Below are 18,613 nucleotides of genomic sequence, written 5' to 3'. Positions count from 1 at the left end.
CTGTGAAACAGGCAATCGTTCACATTGCGCTTGTCGTACGTGATTATGATGAAGCCATCGAATTTTATACGAACAAGCTGCATTTCACCCTTGTGGAGGATACCTATCAGCCGCAGCAGGATAAGCGCTGGGTTGTTGTATCACCGCCGGGAAGCAATGCCACAACGATTCTGCTCGCAAAGGCTTCCAAACCACGGCAGGAGGCATTTATCGGTGATCAGGCAGGTGGCCGTGTCTTCCTGTTTCTTGCGACGGATGATTTCAAGAGAGATTATAGGGATATGAAGAAAAACGGCATTCACTTTGTACGGGAACCCAAAGAGGCGGATTACGGCACTGTTGCCGTATTTGAAGACCTGTATGGAAACCTCTGGGATCTGGTACAGTTTCAAGAGGGACATCCGATGTGTAAACGTCTGTAACGTGAATCGCCAGTACTGCAGCTGCACGTATACGCGTGGCTGCATTTTCTTATTGTATGCTGTGTTTGCGGATGAAATAGGATATCGTTAAGAAAAGGAAAACGCCTGCGCAGAAAAGCTTCACGGTGATGTCTATACCGGTGTTTGTTATGCTTATGATCATAATCACTGGCTTTATTCTAACAACGGGAAAAGCAATCAGGCAGTGCAAATCAATCTGCAGAGTGCCTGAAGGCATAGTTACAGTAACGCTAGCGTTAACATAAGAAAAGAAATGGAGAATACGATGAAGGAAATACAATTTTTAAAGGGAGAACGGGTGTATCTGCGCCCATTTACAGAAGAGGATACGGATTTTTTTGATGTCTGGTACAACGATGCGCTGACAAGGGCGAAGATTGCCGCACCGTATCCGACAACGGCTGCACAGTCTTTACAATGTGTGCAGCGCAGCGGACATGACTGTATATGGCTGGCGATCGCTACCTGTGAGAAACATGAAGTAATTGGAGAAATCGGACTGCTGCGGATGTATCCTGCCTGGGGGACAAGTGATCTGACGATTATCATTCCCCATGAGGCACATCAGGGGAAAGGCTATGGCACAGAGGCAATCCGCCTGCTGATGGATTATGCCTTTGGCGATCTCGGCTTTCACAGGTTGGCCATCGGTGTTGTGGGATTCAATACAGATGCTTTGCGATTTTACAAGAAAAACGGATTTAAGAAAGAGGGAATTCAGGAAGACGGTTATTACTACCATTATGAATATCACAATTTCATCATGATGCGGATTTTAAAGGAAGAATTTCTGCAGCTTATAAGACAAAAATAAATAAAACAGTGGCAAAATCCTGATTTCAAACAGGTCACTTTTATTGAAATACGTACGCTGTTGTCAGATAGCATAATATGTCTTTTTCAAGTATGCGTATGGATATCCATTCTCGGTTTCTCTTTAAAAAATTTTGGAAACTATTGGGATACAGAGAAAATCTGTGAGAATGGCCAGGACGGTGGAATCTTAGCGGATAAGGGCTAAATTTGCTTATTTCTTTCAGGATGATTCACTATCTCACATGTAGATATGTATAACGGAAAGTAGATCAGAAAAGTGAGCAGTAGATGCACGATTGACATAATACTGACGAAGCGGTTGCAGGAGCTACCGTAGGTTATAATATACAAATAAAAACGATGGAGAGGATAATTGGATTTTTATCTTAACCATCGCTTTTTCTATATTGTATTTTTCTTTTGGAATTCAGTTATCGCTCAAAAAATTGAAGCGATAAGATAAATGCTATGCCTATCCAAAAAGATACGGAACAGGCCAGGAACAGTTTCTTATCTTTCTTTGCAATGAAACTAAATAGTATTTCAAACACTATGATTCCCATCAGGACACTGAGCATACAGATTTCCTTCCTTTACCGAAAATAAAATTCGATTGACCAGTCCTTTGGCAGGCAGAACCGTCACAGACTGTTTTTTTGCTTGGCACCTTTCCCTCAGACAAGGTACAGGTTTGCATACTGTATGGCAATAATCGTTTTGGCATCCTCAATCGTTCCATCGTTCACCATAACGGCAGCCTTGCGGATATCCACCCACAGCGTTTCGATTTCCTCATCCTCATCCATGGCGCGGGGATGCTCCACCGGAATCAGCTTTTTTGTCCAGTACAGATAGATTTTCTCACTGCAGAAGCCGGGTGTTGAGTACATGGCGCAAAGCGTTTCCAGCCGTTCACTCGTATAGCCGCTTTCCTCCTCCAGCTCCCGTAAGCCGCACAGATACGGATCCTCTCCCTTTTCCAGCTTTCCTGCGGGAATCTCCAGCGTTTCCTTCTGAATTGCATAGCGGTACTGTTTGACCAGTAAAATTTTACCATCCCTGATAGCGAGGACACCGACACCGCCGTCATGATGAATCACATCTCTGGGATATGTTTTTCCCTTGATTTCAACCTCATCCCGGCTCATGTGAAAGATCGTTCCCTCATATACCGGTGTAGAAGATATTTTTTTCTGCATTGTATTCACCTCGTGTTCTAATTATAACCTAGAAAAGGTGCGAAAGCTAGAGCTGTTCCAGGATTCCCTGTGCAATGCTTTGAACGAGTGCATTCTGTCCTTCCTCGCTGCACATATAGGCTGCATCCGCACTGTCGGTGATGAAGCCAAGCTCCAGCAGCATGGCAGGCACAGGGTTGCTGTCAATCACATACAACGAGCTATCCTGTGTGCTTTTCAAGCCGCGATTCTGCGTGTATCCCAGCTGCATCAGCTTCTGCTCAATGGACTGCGCCATGGCTGTAATCGTATCATTTTCATAATCGATATAGGCTTCAAAGCCGCTGGCACCATCCCCGTATTCACTGGCATTGGTATGTATGGAAATATAATAATCCGCTCCTGCTTCCTCTCCAATGGCAACGCGGGTGCGAAGATCGTCCCTGTTATCATTTGACCAGCTGACCTCATCACTGGTGCGTGTATATACCACCGTATAGCCTGCCTTCTCCAGCTGCTCTCCGATTTTCTGCGTGATCGCAAGGGTAATATCCTTTTCATAAACCCCGTCATAGGAAATGCTGCCGGTATCATATCCGCCATGTCCTGCGTCCAGTACAATCACGTCACCCGTAGTGTAGGATGCTGCTTCCACCTGCAACGGGCTGCTGGTTGCTTTGTCCGTGAGCCATGCATAGCCCTGCTGCGCCGCCGCACTCAAAAATCCGATTGTTAGACACAGTATAAGAAGGCGAGCCCATCTTCGTATATTTCTCATGTAATCACTTCCTTTTTACAGCTCCATTATCAGGGAAGCGTCTGTTCGGCACTTGTTTGTTTCGTGATGTTTTTCTGAACTCGTTTTATAACTCTATAAAACATGTGCATACTAGCCATGAAGGAGTGATTATGATGGATAAGAAAACATTGCAGGATACTGCAAAGAAGCATGTGCCTGCTCAGCACAAGGGCAGAAATGCACTGATTGCATTCATCAGCGGAGGAGCTCTTGCTGTTGTGGCACAGCTGTTTATGATGCTGTGTATGGATATGTTCGATTTGGATAAGGATACCGCGGTTTCGGTTACCGTTGTTACGGTGATACTGGTCACAGCACTGCTGACCGGGTTCGGTGTCTATGATAAGGCGGCACAGAAATGCGGGGCAGGCTTGTTCATTCCCATCAGTGGCTTTGCGAATTGTTTGACTTCGTGTGCGATTGAGGGACGAACAGAGGGGCCGATTTTCGGTATTGGCAGCAATATGTTTAAACTGGCAGGCTCGGTTCTGACTTATGGAATCGCAGCGGCGTTCGTCTTCGGTACGATTCGCTACCTGCTCTTTGGTGCCTGATATGCGTACGGTTACTTTTAAGAACGTCTATGTACAGGCGCGCTCTGCTGTTGTAGGGCCATTGGAAAAGGAAGGGCCGCTGGGAAGTCTTTTCGATAAGAGCTATGAGGATGCTTATTGTGGGGAGTCCAGCTTTGAAAAGGCGGAACGTGTATTATTGGGAGATGCTGTCGATTTGACCCTGCGCAAAGCGGGGAAGGGAGTTCAGGATATCGATTTACTGGTAGGCGGTGATCTCATCAATCAGCTGACCAGCTCACATTATTTTGCCAAGGATCTGGAGGTGCCGTTTCTTGGAATGTATGGTGCCTGCTCCACCTCCTCTCTGGTCATCGGTACCGGCGCTGTCTGGGTAGAGCATGGATTGGCAAGGCAGGTTTTGGCCTTTACCAGCTCACATGTGGCAACTGCAGAGCGACAATTTCGCTTTCCTAACGAATATGGCATACAGAAGAAGGAGACGACGACCTCGACGGTAACGGGTGCCGGTGCTGCTTTATTATCGAATGAGAAAAGCAACATACGGGTAGCTGCCTTTACGCCGGGCAGAATTGTCGATTGGGATCATAAGGATGCCAATGATATGGGGCTGGCGATGGCACCGGCTGCCTATGATACGATTACTCAGCATCTGAAGGATATGCATCGCGAGCTGAAGGATTATGACATGATTGTTACCGGGGATTTGTCAAAAATCGGATTCTCCTTTCTGGTTGACCTTATGAATCAGGAGGGCTATGACATCGATAACCGCCTGCATGACTGCGGCTTGATGATCTATGATTTTGAGCATCAGGATATCTTTTGCGGTGGTAGTGGATGTGCCTGCAGTATGTGTGTGTCCATGGCAAAGCTGCTGAAAAAGCTGGAGGACGGGGAATGCTCCCGTATCATGGTTGTGGCGACGGGTGCACTGCTGTCGCCGGTGGCAGTTGCACAAAAGGGAACCATACCATGTATTGCACATGCCATCGTATATGAAAGGAGTGATGTGAAATGATGACATTTATCAGTGCGTTTGTAGTGTGCGGCGGAATCTGTCTTGCAGGGCAGCTGATTTATGACAATACGAAGCTTACAGCGGGACATATCACTTCTATATTTGTGGTGATCGGTGCAGCCCTGGATACCTTTGGATGGTATGACAAGCTGTTGGAGTTTGCCGGCATGGGGGCCTCCTTACCGATTACCAGCTTTGGACATTCTCTGATTCACGGGGCGCTTGCGAAGGCGCAAAGCGACGGTGTCATGGGGATTTTACTTGGTATGTTTGATTTGACGGCGGCCGGAATCACCAGCGCCATTCTGTTTGCCTTTCTGGCAGCGCTCGTGTTTCGTGCAAAATCCTGATGAAGGATCTGAATCAGCGGCTGGAGGAAATCCGCACGGCACTGTCGCCGTCCTTTGACATTGTCTATCGCCATGTCACCATACAAAATACACAGGCATGGCTGATTTTTCTCTCCTCCCTGTCGGATAGTGAGCTGATTGCTTCTCTGGTGGAGGGCTTTGTCATCACGGCCGGGAATGATCTGCATATCACCTTTTATCCGGGGGCAATCGATAAGCTGACCGATCGAAAAAAGGCAATCACCAATATGCTGAGCGGGCAGTGTCTGGTGCTGATGGATACCAGCGAGGTTTACTATTGCATAGAAACCCGGCATTATCCTGCCAGATCCACTGCTGAACCGAATGTCGAGAAAAGCGTACGCGGGGCACATGACGGCTTTGTGGAAAATGTTATTCTCAATGTCGGTCTGATCCGCCGCAGAATCCGTGATCCCCGTCTGGTTGTCACGATGAACAAGGAAGGCATCAAGACGCGGACAGACGTTGCCTACCTGTACATCGATGGTCTGGTGGATGTGGACGTGCTGCATGATTTTGAAACACGCATGCATACACTTCCGGAGGCGGAAATCCTCAGCGAGCGAAATCTTGTAGAGCTGCTGTATGGAAAGACATGGAATCCCTATCCGCATGTCCGCTATTGCGAGCGCCCGGACATCTGTGCAATCCACCTGCTGCAGGGATATCTGGTTGCACTGGTTGATAATTCTCCTACCGGTGTGATACTTCCGACGACGTTTTTTGAACAGACCAAGCAGATTGAGGAATATACGCAGACGACGCTGGTGGCGACCTTTACCCGTGTCCTCCGCCTGATTGGGATTGTATTTTCTCTATATCTGCTTCCGCTGTGGATTGCTCTGGTCATCGACCAGAATCCGACGCTGCTCAATATTCCGATTCAGCATGTCAATGTATATCAGTTCGGCTTTCAGGTAATTCTGGCAGATATCATTGTCGAATGGATCCGGCAGTCCCTGATCCATACACCGACCATCCTTTCCAGCATCATGAGCTTTGTGGCTGTGTTTCTGCTGGGGGATATGGCAATTGAGCTGGGAGCCTATACAAAAGAGGTTCTCATCATGGTTGCTCTGGTCAATATCGGCAATCTGTTAACACCAAGCTATGAGCTGTCGCTTGCCAATAAGGTATTTCGTATCTTTATCGGCTTTCTGGCACTCGTATTTGGCGTCAGCGGCTTCTGTGTGGGCGTCCTGCTGCACATCGTGATACTGCTATCGACCAAGACGATTAAATTTCCATACCTGTATCCGCTCATCCCATTTTCCTACAAGGAATGTCAGCGAATCCTGTTCGGTGCTCCCATCAAGGTCAAACGGGACACTACCTCCAAATCAACCAAGAGATAGACAGATGAAACGGTTCTTACTCGATTATGGAGAATTTAACATTGTATTTATCAATAAAAATTTGAATTCTTCTTTTTGTAAACACTCTAAAGTAAGAAAGAACCGATGAAACAATCTGTTCTTTATCCTTATGTTTTATTGATATAAACAAGCCCATTTCAGGTATTCGATTGTCAACAAAATCAAAAGATGAAGTTTGTGGGTGACGGTAGAACTGATGAATAAACATATGAAATAATAGAGAAAAGGAGTAAGCGATTCATCATTGTGAACAGCATTACTCCTTTTTAAACTTTTTGATAACGTAAAGCAATTGATTGTCATTCCTTTTGGATATTGAAAAAGCAGATACATAATGGCTTGTAATAAGCGCCCCTTACGGTAAAACTCTTTCTGTATGTTAGCTTACAGCATGGAATATATCGTTGAAATAATGAAGTAAGTCAGCATACCAAGAAAAAATATGATGATATAGATATATTTCGTTTTCATGATCTCTCCTTTCTGCGGAATTTAAAGAGTTAACCTGAATAGGCACAAACATATTGTGTTCCACTAGGTGTTCTTGTACACTGCTGCCCATCTTTTGTTATATAGCTGTATACATAAGTGGATTTATTTGTATTAAAATAAACCTTAGACGCATTGCGGTTTCCAAAATTTTTTAATGCTGTCAATCCTTGAGCGCATAATTCACCGCCAGAATAACCCGTTGTATAAATGAGAATTCCATCGATAAAATAACCAGCTAAAATTCCAGCTATAAACACTGCAATTGCTCCAGCAGCGCGTTTTTGTCCATCTACAAACAATTTATCACCAATTATTTTGACCTCTTTGCCTTCTAAAGAAGTTCCTTTTAATTTGTATAGTGGAATAGTTTCTCCTTCTTTAATTTGGATGAATTCTATATTATTATGCTCTGCATGTATTGTTTTTGAACCAGAGCCAACCATAACGTAAGATACAGCTAAACTACTTATGAGCAACCATTTTAAAGATTTCATATATTTCTCCTCTCTTCTTATTATACAGATAATCTTTAAATAGATGTGTTACAGTCAATGGATTAGGTACCTTTCCTTAATTAAAGAATACCAGTTTTTTTTAATAATAGTAACCTATTTATAAGTATGTTTAATTCTTTTTGCTGCTTCTTTTACACATCAATTCCTATAAAAAGCCTTCATACAAGATACGTACTATAATACATAGGATCCTTACGGACTTTCTTGTGCTAAAACATGAGAAACTGCTGTGCTATATAGCAATACAGGAGAAAGGAATAGTGGAGTGATGATGGTATTGTCGTTTTGTTTCTACAGGAACAAAGCTGTCCAGCAGCAGTAAGGAAAATGTGCACACGTCTTTTTTGCACGAATGGAATGAATTATTCACATCATAAATTCACACAAATTATTTGAATGAAACAAAGAGAAGGCTCAAAAAAGTGTGAAATCTGTAATAAATCGACTAAAAATAAAGCATGTGTGAAAATTTTTCTACATTTTCATGCGGTTTTTTGCTATAATAAAAAAATGCGAGGTGATTTCTATGGCGTTTACGGTGACAATCGATCAGTTTGAGGGGCCACTTGACCTGATGCTGCATCTGATCAAGGACAATAAGCTGGATTTGTTCGAGCTGGATATGGATTTGCTGACGGATCAGTATTTGCATTATCTCAATGCCATGGAATCGATGCATCTGGAAATAGCAAGTGAATATTTGGCAGAGCTGGCTGGTCTGATAGAATACAAGAGCAAGAAGCTGCTGCCGCGGGAAAAGGTTGTCATTGAAGAAGAGTATGAAGAGGATCAGCGGGAAAAGCTGGTTCGCCGATTGCTGGAATATCAGCGCTATAAGGAAATCAGCGAGCAGTTTGAACAGAAATATGAGGAACGCCAGCTGATGATGAGTAAGCCGATGAGTGAGGAAACACAGAAATGGCTGAATACAACGGTAGAAGGGGAGTTTGTCGGGAATCCCTATGATCTCATTAAGGCGATGAACCGTGTGCTGCGCAGAGCGGCATTGACACATCCTTATGAAACCAGAATGACGGTCAAGGAGTTATCCCTGGATGAGCGCGTTATACAAATTAAAAAACGACTGAAGAACTGGGTAGGAAAGATGAGCTTTGAAGAGCTGTGCAGTGATTGTACGGATCTGCACATGATTATCGTTACGTTTCTGTCCGTTCTGGATTTAATCAAGCATAAGGAAATAACCTTCCACATAGATGAAGAAGAAAACATATGGATCATTCGAGGTGAACAAATATATGCATGAGCATGAAAAACGGGTTCTTGAGGGACTGCTTTTTCTCAGCGGTGATGAGGGACTGAGCATCGAGCAGCTGAACGGCTGTGTCGAGGAGCTGGATAAAAAGGAAATTGAAGTGGTACTGGATGAGCTGATGCAGGATTATCTTGCGGATGTGCATGGGATCGAGCTTGTTCGCTTTGGCGGAATTTATAAATTCGTATCCAAGGAGGCAATCCATCCGTATGCGCAGAAGCTGTTCAGCTCTACCAAGGTGGCAACCCTGTCCAATGCCGCGTTGGAAACTTTGGCAATCATCGCCTATAAGCAGCCGATCACTCGTGCAGAAATCGAGGAAATACGCGGTGTGAGCTGCGATATGATGGTGCGCAAGCTGCTGGCGAGAAATCTGATCAAGGAATGCGGCAGAAGTGATGCACCGGGAAGACCGTTTCTATATGAGGTCACGGAGGAATTTATGGATACCTTCAAGCTGGTCAGCCTGAAGGAGCTTCCGGAGCTTCCGGATTTCAAGGATACCATGGAGGAAGAGCTGTTTGAGGAATAGCTCTTTTTTACATGGTGGAGGTATGATGCAAAAAGACGAAGTGAAAAAAACTATCTTCTTTTGATGAAGCTTAGCATATGCGTATATAGAAAAAGGATATGGATTTTTTGTTTTTGTCACATTTGTGGAAAACCCATAACTTTTCCACTGTATAAAGCGTTGGTATTGTGGGAAACTGCAGTCTTTTCCATAATGATGCCAATTATTCCACAACACTTTACATATGTATCATTGCGGACTATACTGTACTTGTACCAAGGAAAGGTACTTACAAGAGCTTATATACAGGCTGGTACTACAGAAAACTGGATAGATACGGAAGCGATATAATAAAAGAACGGATTCCGTGCACTGGTCAGCGAGTAGGTGGACACCTGTAAAGGCTGTGAGAATCCCGGAAGAAGAAAACTGATGAAACTTATAAATGCGAAGAACGTATGAGAGTTAAGGAAGTCAGGAACAAGGTATTCAAAAGGGAAGCTTGGACATGGGGACGAAAGCAAGCGGAAATTGGAAAAGTGCGAGGAACGCCGGAACAACGAACGCTGTGAAAGTAGGAAGCATGAAAGAGTAGCTCATAGCTGTGGATTGCGGGTATCGAAACTGATGAAACTTATAAGTGCGAGAAACGTACGAGAGTTAAGGAAATCAGGAAACGGGTAGAATCCGTGATTCACGTATATAGAAAAAGGAGAACGCAAAGGAAAAGGCGTTCTCTTTTTTTGCGTGTGCACATATACTTTCGTAGGTGATGTGAATGAAACGAAGTCTTTGTATCCTGCTGTGTCTGCTGCTGCAGCTGATGAGTGTCCATGCAGAGAGCTATGTGGTGTTGAGTGGTGCGGACAATACGATTGTAGAAGAAAAAAACAAGGATGAGAAGCAGAGCGTGGCATCTATTTCCAAAATCATGACCGCTGTGATTGCAATCGAGCATGGACAATTGGATGAATCCTTTGCGGTTGATGATGAAATCAATAAGGCCTATGGAAGCAGTGTCTATCTGAAGCAGGGACAGCAGGTAACCATGCGGGATCTGCTGTATGGACTCATGCTGAGAAGCGGTAATGATGCAGCGGTGGAAATTGCAAAGCATGTTGCCGGCTCTCAGGAAGCCTTTGTTGAGCTGATGAATCACAAGGCGGCAGAAATCGGGATGAGCAATACGACGTTTTCCAATCCCAGCGGTCTGGATGAGGAGGATGGGGGTAATATTTCAACAGCCAATGATATGGCGGTACTGATGAGCTATGCGATGAAAAACAAAGAATTTCGGACCATTACCGGTAGCAAATATTATACGACTGACTGGAATATGCGCTGGAAAAACAAGAATCGCCTGCTGTTTGACTATCCCTTTACCGTCGGCGGGAAAACCGGCTTCACCAAAAAGGCCGGCCGGACACTGGTGAGTGCCGCAGAGCATGACGGTGTGGAAAGCATTGTGGTGACGCTGCGGGAGGGGGATGATTTCGCCTTTCATGAACAAAAGCACACCGAGGTGTTTCAGAAGATGGATGTGGTAACGATCATGCGCAAGGGTGACTATACGGTAAACGGTAGGAAATTCCATGTCCCGGAAACGCTGAAGGTGACGCTGCATAAGGATGGCAGTGACAAGCTGCGCGTTAAAACACACTATGACCATAAGGATTTTGTTGTTGAGGTTCAGAAAAATGACGATGTAAATGTATACAGCTTCGCAAGCAAAAAGGTAAGGGGAGGAGGTCTGTTTTCGTGAATATCATCTGGCTGCTCATCGTGCTGGTCACGATTCTCTACTGTCTGATGACCGGTAATGTCGGTATCATCAATGATGTTTTTCTCAATGTCGGCAAGGAAACCCTCGACTTTGTGATTCCGCTGCTGTGTGTGACCTGCTTCTGGAACGGAATTCTTTACATCGCACGAGACGCCGGGATCATTCATGGACTGGAACGGCTGTTTCATCCTTTGTTGAAGCGGCTGTTTCCGGATTTGAAGGATGATGAGGAAACACTGGGCTATGTGGCAACGAATGTGGTCGTCAATATGGTGGGGCTGGGCTCTGCAGCAACGCCGGTTGGTTTGCAGGCGATGAAGGGCATGCAGCGGCACAATCCGGATAAGGATACGGCCTCCCGCTCCATGATCACCTTTCTCGTTTTGAACACGGCTGGTGTTACCCTGCTGTCCACGACACTGATTGCCATGCGGGCCTCCTTCCACTCCCTGAATGTGACCGGCTTTATGCCCTATGCCATTGTATCGACGCTGTTTGCCTCTGTTATCGGCCTGAGCATTGACCGCTGGTGGAATTACCGTGATTAACACGGAGTATATTTTACCGGTCCTGGTGCTGGTCATCGTCGCGGTCGCCCTGCTTCGCCGTATCAATGCCTACCATTCCTTTACCGAGGGTGTCAAGGATGGGATGAAGCTGTTTCTTGATATTTATCCCGCGCTGCTTGCCATGATGTGTGCAATCGCCCTTTTGCGCCAGAGTGGACTGATGGATATGCTGTGCAGTGCACTGGCTGCTCATATCGCGAATATTCCTAAGGAAATCTGGCCGATGGTAATCTTTCGCCCGATTTCGGGAAGCGCCTCTTTGGCGGTGCTGGTCGATATCTTTCAGGTTTGCGGTGTTGATTCGCTGGCCGGCAATATGGCAAGCATCATTCAGGGCTCTACGGATACGACCGTCTATGTGATCACCCTGTATTTTTCCAGTGTGGGAATTCGCAGGATTAAAAATGCGCTGGCTATCGGACTGCTCGCGGATGTGGCCGGGATTTCCATGGCCATCCTGCTGGCACTGTATGTGTTTGCGTAAAAAAAGATAAAAATAACAGGAGGAATGAAAATGGCTGATATGAACGATGTAAAAAACAGATTAAAGAATATGCTGGCAGTGAATGAGGAAAAGGCGGCGGTAGCTGCGGAAAAAAGCGATCATGTTGTCTGTGTGTTTCGTCTGGACAGCTTTGATGATGTAGAGGCTGTGGGGGAGGCTTTGAAAAAGAATTTCCTGGTGCTGCTGGATATCACCGCATGTGATGAGGAGTGCGCACGCAGAATCCGCGACTTCATGAAGGGGGTTGCCTATCCGATGCAGGTATGGATTCAGGAGATGAGCGAGAACATTCTGGTATATCTGCCGGACGGCTATCAGATTCAGGAATTCCAGAATTAGTCGATTTTGCTTTTCAAAGCGCAGCATTTCATGTACAATACCCATGTGAGGTGTATAGTATATGGAACGATTACAGAAAGTGATTGCGGCAGCCGGAATCACATCAAGAAGAAAAGCTGAGGTTCTGATCAGCGAGGGAAGAGTCGCTGTGAATGGAGAAACCATAACAGAACTTGGATATAAGGTAAAGCGCGGAGATCTCATTGAGGTGGATGGCAAGGCGATTGAAAAGGAAGATAAGGTTTATTTTCTGATGAACAAGCCGAAGCGCACCATGTGTACCAGCGATGACGAATTCGGAAGACAGACCGTGGTGGATCTGGTGGACTGCAGGCAGCGTATCTTTACCGTGGGGCGTCTGGATTACGATACCAGCGGGGTGATTATTCTGACCAATGACGGGGACTTCGCAAATGAGATCATTCATCCGCGATATCACATTCCCAAGGTGTACAATCTGACGATCAATGGCATATTGACGCCGGAGGATATGAAGAAAATAAAAGCAGGTATCGTGCTGGATGACGGCATCAAGACCCTGCCTGCAAAGTATCGCATGACGGAAAAGGATACAGAGAAAAATCAGTGCAGCTTTGATTTAACGATCGTTGAGGGCAGAAACCGGCAGATCAAGCGCATGATGGAGGCACTGGGCTATGAGGTGCGCCGTCTGCACCGCAGCAGGCTTGCTTTCCTGCACTGCAGTGATTTGCGGCAGGGAGAATACCGTGTGCTGAAGCCCTTTGAGGTGAAGCAGCTGCGCAGTCTTGCTCAAAAGGGAGAAATGAAGCAGCGCTAGCAATCGCTGTTGGCTTTTTTGACAGGTGCAGCTATAACAGATGCCATAAGGATATGCAGGCAGATATGAAAAGCCTGAACGTGAGCATGAGAAAAGAGGAACGAATCAGGCAAAGGATGTCGGATTCGTTTTTTGTGCTGTTTCCACATGTGTGCTTACGTTTCTGAAATGTTTTTTTTGTTGAAGAAACACAGAAAATGATGTATGATTAACGCGGTGATTTTATGCAGCAATATTTTGTAAATACACTGGCGATGCCAGGAGAATTGATACCGATGACAAAGGAACAGACACATCACATCCGCCGCGTTATGCGTATGCAGCAGGGGGATGTGATTCGTGTTGCCGACAACAGCGGCCGCGTACTGCTGGCGGAAGTGGAATATCATCAGGAGGAAGCAGCGGCACGAGTGGTAAGGGAAGTGCGTGATTGCTCCCAAACAAGTGTAGAGCTGATTCTTGCACAGGGGATGATCAAGGGGGAGAAATGGGACTATCTGCTGCAGAAAAGTGCAGAGCTGGGGGTGGCGGAAATCATTCCGTTTGTATCCAGCCGCTGTGTTGTAAAAATCAAGGATGAGAAATCGGAAAAGAAAATTGTACGATGGAATAAAATTTTATGTGAGGCCTGTGAGCAGTGCAAGCGATCGACGCTGGTGCGTCTGCAGCCGCCCTGCACATTCTCACAGCTGTCGCAGATCGATGCCGACCTGCGGCTGATAGCCTATGAGGATGCCGATTGCAAAAGCGAGCGCCTGTGTGAGGTGCTGCGTGCACATCCATCCCCAAAGCGTGTTTTGATGGTGGTCGGCAGTGAGGGCGGCTTTTCGGCGGATGAGGTTGAAGCGCTGACTGCAACCGGCTTTCACCGCGTATCTTTAGGCGGACGGATACTGCGTGCGGAAACAGCGGCAATCTCGCTGCTGAATTCCATTGAGTTTTACTACGATATGGCAGGTGAAAAAGATGAAGACGATATATGATCGGCTGAATAAGGTGTATGATAAGACACTTCTGGATCAAAAGGATATCCGGAAGCATTACCGTACCATCTGCGACCTGCTGGAGGAATATCAGATTCCCCATGACGGGAAAAGCGATGATGCTGTGATACAGAATGAAATCGTCTATGAATCCCTGCTCGTAAAACGGCAGTTCGAGGATGTTTTTTTTGATACCTATGTAAAAATGTTCGATTACTGGTATGATCTGAATTATCTGGAGCGTAAGGCACAGATGAATGTGGATGTGGAACGCTTCGTGAAAGAGCTCCGGCATTTTGAGGCGGATGGTGAAACGATTTATATGCCTGCCTTTGCGCCGGGCTTTAATCATCTTTATCATACGGAAATCGTGCTGCTGGATTTGAAGCAGTATCATAAATTCATCCGGGAGTGCGCAAAGGAAGTGCAGTACAGGCGCTATGGTGCCAAGCCGTTTCAGTATGGCTTTTCCAGCTGTGAGCTGCTGGCGGAGGCGGATGAGGGCTATGTCGTCTTCCATCCAATCCTGCATCGCTGGTATCTGTATGATGCAGGCGGATTAAAGCGCAGCGTATCCGTGGATATGAAGCAGGAACTGCAGGAGGACTGGAAGCAGGAAATCGCACTGCTTCTGTTAAAGGAGCAGCACGAAGCACTCGTTGCGTTTTTGAACGAGCATGCACTAATCAAAAAACGATTGGGCAGAAAGCTGGAAAAGCTGCTGGAGAAGCAAAAGAGAAAGCAGGAAAAGAAGGCAGACAAGGAGTGACGACATGACGACATTTGCAATAGCCACACTGGGCTGCAAGGTAAATACATATGAATCACAGGGTTATGAGAGTGCCCTGCTGGAAAAGGGCTATGAACAGGTATCCTTTAAAGAAAAAGCGGATGTCTATATCATCAACACCTGTGCCGTGACCAATACGGCCGGCAGTAAATCCCGTCAGAAAATTCATGCGGCCATCGCTTTGAATCCGGAGGCGCTGATTGCCGTTGTCGGCTGCTATGCACAGACGGCAAGCGAACAGCTGGAGCAGGATGCCAATATTGATATTCTGCTGGGAAGTGATGGAAAAAGCAGACTGGCGGATATGATTGAGGAGGGTCTTCGAAAGAAGCGTCCGCAGAAGCTCATTCATGATGTCCGCAAGGTCAATGTGTTTGAGGCGCTTCCGATTCATCGCTTCGAGCATCAGACACGGGCTTTTTTGAAAATACAGGACGGCTGCAATCAGTTTTGCAGCTATTGTATCATACCGTTTGCACGCGGAGCGGAGCGCTCGTTGCCGGAGGATGAGGTACTTGCCATCGCACGAAGTCTGAGCGAAAGCGGCCATCGGGAAATCGTGCTGAGCGGCATCCATACCGGACGCTACGGCAATGGCATCAACAGCAGTCTGTGCCAGCTGATGAAGCGCATGGTGAAGGAAATTCCCAAGCTGCAAAGAATTCGTATCTCCTCGATTGAAATGAATGAAATCACGGATGAGCTGCTGGAATTTATAAAGGGGGAAGAAAAAATCGCCCGGCATCTGCATATTCCCGTGCAGTCTGCCAATACTACGGTATTGAAGAATATGAATCGTCCCTATACGATAGCATGGTTTATGGAACGGGTGGACTATATCCGCTCCCTTATTCCGGATATTTCCATATCCAGCGATGTCATTACCGGGTTTCCGCAGGAAAGTGAAGAGCAGTTTCAGGATACCCTGGATAATATCGCTCGCATGCGCCTAAGCTTTCTGCATGTGTTCCCGTATTCCCGCCGTGATCATACAGCGGCTGCGCAGATGAGCGGTCATCTGGAAAATAAAATAAAGAAAGAACGCGCATCAAGACTTGCGAATCTTTCCAAACAGTTATATACTGCTTATAAACAGAATTTCATTGGAAAGGAAGTTTCTGTCATTTTTGAGAAGGAAAAAGATGGAAAACTGATCGGACACAGCAGTGAATACCTGGAGGTCGCAGCAGCGGCTCCGCTTGCCTGGCTGCATACGATGCATACCGTACGCATCACGGCACTGGACGGGGATTTGCTGGTTGGCTGTCCGCTAAAGGAGGAGTCTTATGAAGCTGTCTCAAATGTTTGAAAATGCCCCGGAGATTGAAATTGCGGGGCTGTGCATCGATTCCCGCTGCGCCAAGGCGAATGATATGTATTTCTGCATGGAGGGCATGGTGCATGACGGGCATGAATTTATTGATGATGTCATTGAAAAGGGTGTAAAATGCATCGTGCATTCCAAGCCGGTGGACGATATGAAAAAAGGGGTAGCCTATATTCAGGTGGAAAATGTCAATCGCACACTGAATCGGGTGGCGTCCATGTTTTATGGGCATCCAAGCCGTAAAATGAAGGTGTTCGGTGTTACCGGAACAAACGGGAAGAGCACCATCACCAGCATTATTCGGGATGTATATTCCCATTTTGCGCCCTGTGGCTATATTGGGACGATATCCATCAGCTATGGAGAGGTGACTCTGCCGCCGTCTTTGACAACGCCGGATGCTGTACTGATTCATAAAACGATGAAGGATATGGTGGAGCATGGCATGCAGGCGGTTGCTTTGGAGGTCAGCTCGCACGGTCTGGAGCTGGGACGTGTGCAGAGCGTGGATTTTGATGTCGCTGTGTTCAGTAACCTGACCTATGACCATCTGGATTTTCACGGTACGATCGAGCATTACTTCGAAGCGAAGAAAAAGCTGTTCACCAATCTGAAAAAAGAGGGCGTTGCTGTGTTGAATGCGGATGATGCCTATGTGGATCAGCTGGCGGATGCGACCGAGGCCAGTGTTGTTACCTATGGCATTGACAATCACGCGACCTATCAGGCGGAAAATATCCGGATTGAGAAAACGGGATCACGGTTTACCCTGGTTCATGGAACAGAGCGCTATGAGGTTTCAACCAATCTGGTTGCCCTGTATAACATATACAACCTGCTGGGTGCTGTGGCCGCCATGGCGGAAAGCGGTATTCCGATTGAACAGCAGCTGCCCTATCTCCATGATATCCGGCAGATTGAAGGGCGTATGGAACGTATTGACGAGGGACAGCTGTTTAATGTCATCGTCGATTTTGCCCATACTCCGGACGGTATGGAAAAGGTTTTTGAATATGCGAAGGATATCACAGAGGACGGACACAGCATTATTGCCGTGTTTGGCTCTGCCGGCAAGCGGGATACAAAGAAGCGCAGGGTCTTCGGCGAAATCGCGAGCCGTTATTGCGACAGCATCATTCTGACGGAGGATGATCCCCGGGATGAGGATCCGCGGGATATCGCAAATGAAATCAAAAGCGGTATCAGCGATACGAATAATATTTTCATCGCGGATCGTTATGCCGCCATACGGCAGGCCATCGAGAGTGCCAATGTGAAGGATACCGTCCTGATTCTCGGCAAGGGGGATGAGGTATTCATGTATCGGGAGTTCGGACGTGAGCCGTGGATGGGGGATCACAATGTCGCTCGTCACTGCATCCGCAAATACAGTCTCGGACTGGAGGATGATGAAAAATAAGGTTGTAAAATAAGTATAAAAAAATTTTCTGTATGAATTTATAGAAAATGAACATATTTATGTTGCATTTTCATATGTTTTTCAGTATAATAATATTGCTTGCATCAGAAGGGAGGGTAAATCATGCCGAAAGTAGTACTTAAAGAAAACGAAGTTCTTGATGATGCTTTACGTAGATTCAAACGTCAAGTATCAAGAAATGGAACCCTTGCTGAAGCTCGCAAAAGAGAGTTTTACGTAAAACCTGGCGTTCGTCGTAAATTAAAGTCAGAAGCTGCGCGTAAAGCACGTCGTGGAAAATAGAAGAGGCCGATAGGCTTCTTTTTTTATACTTCCGCTTATGCATGGTGAATAGGCTTACCAAGGGAGCTGCTTTGTACAGGGGCTGTGGTGCGTGTATAGAGGAGCCGGCCAAAAGCTGGCGTGGTAAAAAAAGAAATTGAAAAAAGCTGCTGTGCAGGGGGTTGTGCAAACGAGTCAATCTGCTATAATCAGCATGAAGATGAGATACACCATGAACATGGGGAGGTATACTATGCAAATCATCGAAATAGAGCGTCTCAGCCGCGATTATGGAGAGGGGAGGGGAATCTTCGATATTTCCTTTTCCATCGCTGAGGGAGAGGTTTTCGGCTTCCTGGGGCCGAACGGTGCATAGATATATAGACAAAAATTGCTAAACAGCTAATGTAGATTTAGATAGTGAGGGTAGTGTATAAACACGTCCCTCTTTTTTAGATGTGTTTTGATTGTTTGAGATAAAGTCTAAC

The 18,613-nt window shown here is 46.2% G+C and carries 21 protein-coding genes and 1 pseudogene; 19 read left to right on the top strand and 3 right to left on the bottom strand.

Annotation, left to right across the window (positions count from 1 at the left end; all coding sequences use genetic code 11):
* Positions 1 to 2: 2 nt before the first annotated feature.
* Together KSZ58_RS15090 and KSZ58_RS15085 are read left to right on the top strand one after the other, a co-directional pair.
* A complete protein-coding gene (locus KSZ58_RS15090; protein WP_008817174.1) occupies positions 3 to 422 on the top strand; it encodes a VOC family protein in 420 nt (139 codons plus the stop codon).
* Positions 423 to 708: 286 nt separating this feature from the next.
* On the top strand, positions 709 to 1,257 hold the full coding sequence (locus KSZ58_RS15085; protein ID WP_008817175.1) for a GNAT family N-acetyltransferase: 549 nt from the start codon (positions 709 to 711) through the stop codon (positions 1,255 to 1,257).
* A gap of 676 nt (positions 1,258 to 1,933) precedes the next feature.
* Here KSZ58_RS15085 and KSZ58_RS15080 read toward each other — a convergent pair.
* Both KSZ58_RS15080 and KSZ58_RS15075 read right to left on the bottom strand, forming a co-directional pair.
* Positions 1,934 to 2,458, bottom strand: coding sequence for an NUDIX hydrolase (locus KSZ58_RS15080; RefSeq protein ID WP_008817177.1), 525 nt, complete (start codon positions 2,456 to 2,458; stop codon positions 1,934 to 1,936).
* Positions 2,459 to 2,504: 46 nt separating this feature from the next.
* Positions 2,505 to 3,215 carry an N-acetylmuramoyl-L-alanine amidase gene (locus tag KSZ58_RS15075; RefSeq protein ID WP_008817178.1) on the bottom strand — a complete coding sequence of 237 codons (711 nt, stop codon included), beginning with the start codon at positions 3,213 to 3,215 and terminating at the stop codon, positions 2,505 to 2,507.
* A gap of 131 nt (positions 3,216 to 3,346) precedes the next feature.
* On the opposite strand from KSZ58_RS15075, the gene KSZ58_RS15070 reads away from it, so the two are divergent.
* The 4 genes from KSZ58_RS15070 to KSZ58_RS15055 are packed head-to-tail and all read left to right on the top strand — an operon-like array spanning position 3,347 to position 6,516.
* On the top strand, positions 3,347 to 3,790 hold the full coding sequence (locus tag KSZ58_RS15070) for a SpoVA/SpoVAEb family sporulation membrane protein (protein ID WP_008817179.1): 444 nt from the start codon (positions 3,347 to 3,349) through the stop codon (positions 3,788 to 3,790).
* A 1-nt stretch (position 3,791) separates the two neighbouring features.
* On the top strand, positions 3,792 to 4,790 hold the full coding sequence (gene spoVAD, locus KSZ58_RS15065; protein ID WP_009587434.1) for a stage V sporulation protein AD: 999 nt from the start codon (positions 3,792 to 3,794) through the stop codon (positions 4,788 to 4,790).
* On the top strand, positions 4,790 to 5,140 hold the full coding sequence (gene spoVAE / locus KSZ58_RS15060) for a stage V sporulation protein AE (protein ID WP_035302927.1): 351 nt from the start codon (positions 4,790 to 4,792) through the stop codon (positions 5,138 to 5,140). Before spoVAD ends, spoVAE begins: the two co-directional genes overlap by 1 nt.
* Positions 5,140 to 6,516 carry a spore germination protein gene (locus KSZ58_RS15055; RefSeq protein WP_009270380.1) on the top strand — a complete coding sequence of 459 codons (1,377 nt, stop codon included), beginning with the start codon at positions 5,140 to 5,142 and terminating at the stop codon, positions 6,514 to 6,516. Before spoVAE ends, KSZ58_RS15055 begins: the two co-directional genes overlap by 1 nt.
* 521 nt (positions 6,517 to 7,037) lie before the next feature.
* On the opposite strand, the gene KSZ58_RS15050 is transcribed toward KSZ58_RS15055, so the two are convergent.
* Positions 7,038 to 7,523 (bottom strand): hypothetical protein, encoded by a 486-nt coding sequence (locus KSZ58_RS15050; protein ID WP_009270381.1) that lies wholly within the window; start codon positions 7,521 to 7,523, stop codon positions 7,038 to 7,040.
* A gap of 547 nt (positions 7,524 to 8,070) precedes the next feature.
* Between KSZ58_RS15050 and KSZ58_RS15045 the strand changes: the two genes are divergently transcribed.
* The 13 genes and pseudogenes from KSZ58_RS15045 to KSZ58_RS14985 form a co-directional block, all read left to right on the top strand.
* Positions 8,071 to 8,808 (top strand): ScpA family protein, encoded by a 738-nt coding sequence (locus KSZ58_RS15045; protein ID WP_008817184.1) that lies wholly within the window; start codon positions 8,071 to 8,073, stop codon positions 8,806 to 8,808.
* The gene (gene scpB / locus KSZ58_RS15040; RefSeq protein WP_002609177.1) at positions 8,801 to 9,349 is read left to right on the top strand and encodes an SMC-Scp complex subunit ScpB; all 549 of its coding nucleotides are present in this window, start codon (positions 8,801 to 8,803) and stop codon (positions 9,347 to 9,349) included. The genes KSZ58_RS15045 and scpB overlap by 8 nt, the downstream gene beginning before the upstream one ends.
* A gap of 757 nt (positions 9,350 to 10,106) precedes the next feature.
* Positions 10,107 to 11,090, top strand: coding sequence for a D-alanyl-D-alanine carboxypeptidase family protein (locus tag KSZ58_RS15035; RefSeq protein WP_008817185.1), 984 nt, complete (start codon positions 10,107 to 10,109; stop codon positions 11,088 to 11,090).
* Positions 11,087 to 11,659 (top strand): hypothetical protein, encoded by a 573-nt coding sequence (locus tag KSZ58_RS15030; RefSeq protein ID WP_009270383.1) that lies wholly within the window; start codon positions 11,087 to 11,089, stop codon positions 11,657 to 11,659. The genes KSZ58_RS15035 and KSZ58_RS15030 overlap by 4 nt, the downstream gene beginning before the upstream one ends.
* Positions 11,652 to 12,164, top strand: a complete 513-nt coding sequence (locus tag KSZ58_RS15025) for a spore maturation protein (protein WP_009270384.1) — start codon at positions 11,652 to 11,654, stop codon at positions 12,162 to 12,164. Before KSZ58_RS15030 ends, KSZ58_RS15025 begins: the two co-directional genes overlap by 8 nt.
* 30 nt (positions 12,165 to 12,194) lie before the next feature.
* Positions 12,195 to 12,524 (top strand): cell division protein SepF, encoded by a 330-nt coding sequence (locus KSZ58_RS15020; RefSeq protein ID WP_002609172.1) that lies wholly within the window; start codon positions 12,195 to 12,197, stop codon positions 12,522 to 12,524.
* A gap of 61 nt (positions 12,525 to 12,585) precedes the next feature.
* Positions 12,586 to 13,323 carry a pseudouridine synthase gene (locus tag KSZ58_RS15015; RefSeq protein ID WP_002609171.1) on the top strand — a complete coding sequence of 246 codons (738 nt, stop codon included), beginning with the start codon at positions 12,586 to 12,588 and terminating at the stop codon, positions 13,321 to 13,323.
* A 224-nt stretch (positions 13,324 to 13,547) separates the two neighbouring features.
* Positions 13,548 to 14,306 (top strand): 16S rRNA (uracil(1498)-N(3))-methyltransferase, encoded by a 759-nt coding sequence (locus KSZ58_RS15010; protein WP_009587399.1) that lies wholly within the window; start codon positions 13,548 to 13,550, stop codon positions 14,304 to 14,306.
* Complete coding sequence (locus tag KSZ58_RS15005; RefSeq protein ID WP_008817189.1) at positions 14,290 to 15,075, top strand: hypothetical protein; 786 nt, start codon at positions 14,290 to 14,292, stop codon at positions 15,073 to 15,075. The genes KSZ58_RS15010 and KSZ58_RS15005 overlap by 17 nt, the downstream gene beginning before the upstream one ends.
* Positions 15,076 to 15,079: 4 nt before the next feature.
* Positions 15,080 to 16,405 carry a tRNA (N(6)-L-threonylcarbamoyladenosine(37)-C(2))-methylthiotransferase MtaB gene (mtaB, locus tag KSZ58_RS15000; protein WP_008817190.1) on the top strand — a complete coding sequence of 442 codons (1,326 nt, stop codon included), beginning with the start codon at positions 15,080 to 15,082 and terminating at the stop codon, positions 16,403 to 16,405.
* Complete coding sequence (locus KSZ58_RS14995) at positions 16,383 to 17,843, top strand: UDP-N-acetylmuramoyl-L-alanyl-D-glutamate--2,6-diaminopimelate ligase (RefSeq protein ID WP_009270385.1); 1,461 nt, start codon at positions 16,383 to 16,385, stop codon at positions 17,841 to 17,843. Before mtaB ends, KSZ58_RS14995 begins: the two co-directional genes overlap by 23 nt.
* Positions 17,844 to 17,966: 123 nt before the next feature.
* Complete coding sequence (rpsU, locus tag KSZ58_RS14990) at positions 17,967 to 18,146, top strand: 30S ribosomal protein S21 (RefSeq protein WP_002609166.1); 180 nt, start codon at positions 17,967 to 17,969, stop codon at positions 18,144 to 18,146.
* 232 nt (positions 18,147 to 18,378) lie between these two features.
* Positions 18,379 to 18,498: pseudogene (locus KSZ58_RS14985) on the top strand (ABC transporter ATP-binding protein); the annotation flags it as partial.
* Positions 18,499 to 18,613: the final 115 nt, after the last annotated feature.

This window comes from Erysipelatoclostridium sp. DFI.2.3 (genome assembly GCF_019132535.1).
In the GTDB taxonomy this organism is placed as follows: Bacteria; Bacillota_I; Bacilli_A; order Erysipelotrichales; family Erysipelotrichaceae; genus Clostridium_AQ; species Clostridium_AQ innocuum.
Note: the sequence above shows the minus strand (reverse complement) of the source record. Positions and strands in the feature narration are given on the sequence as shown.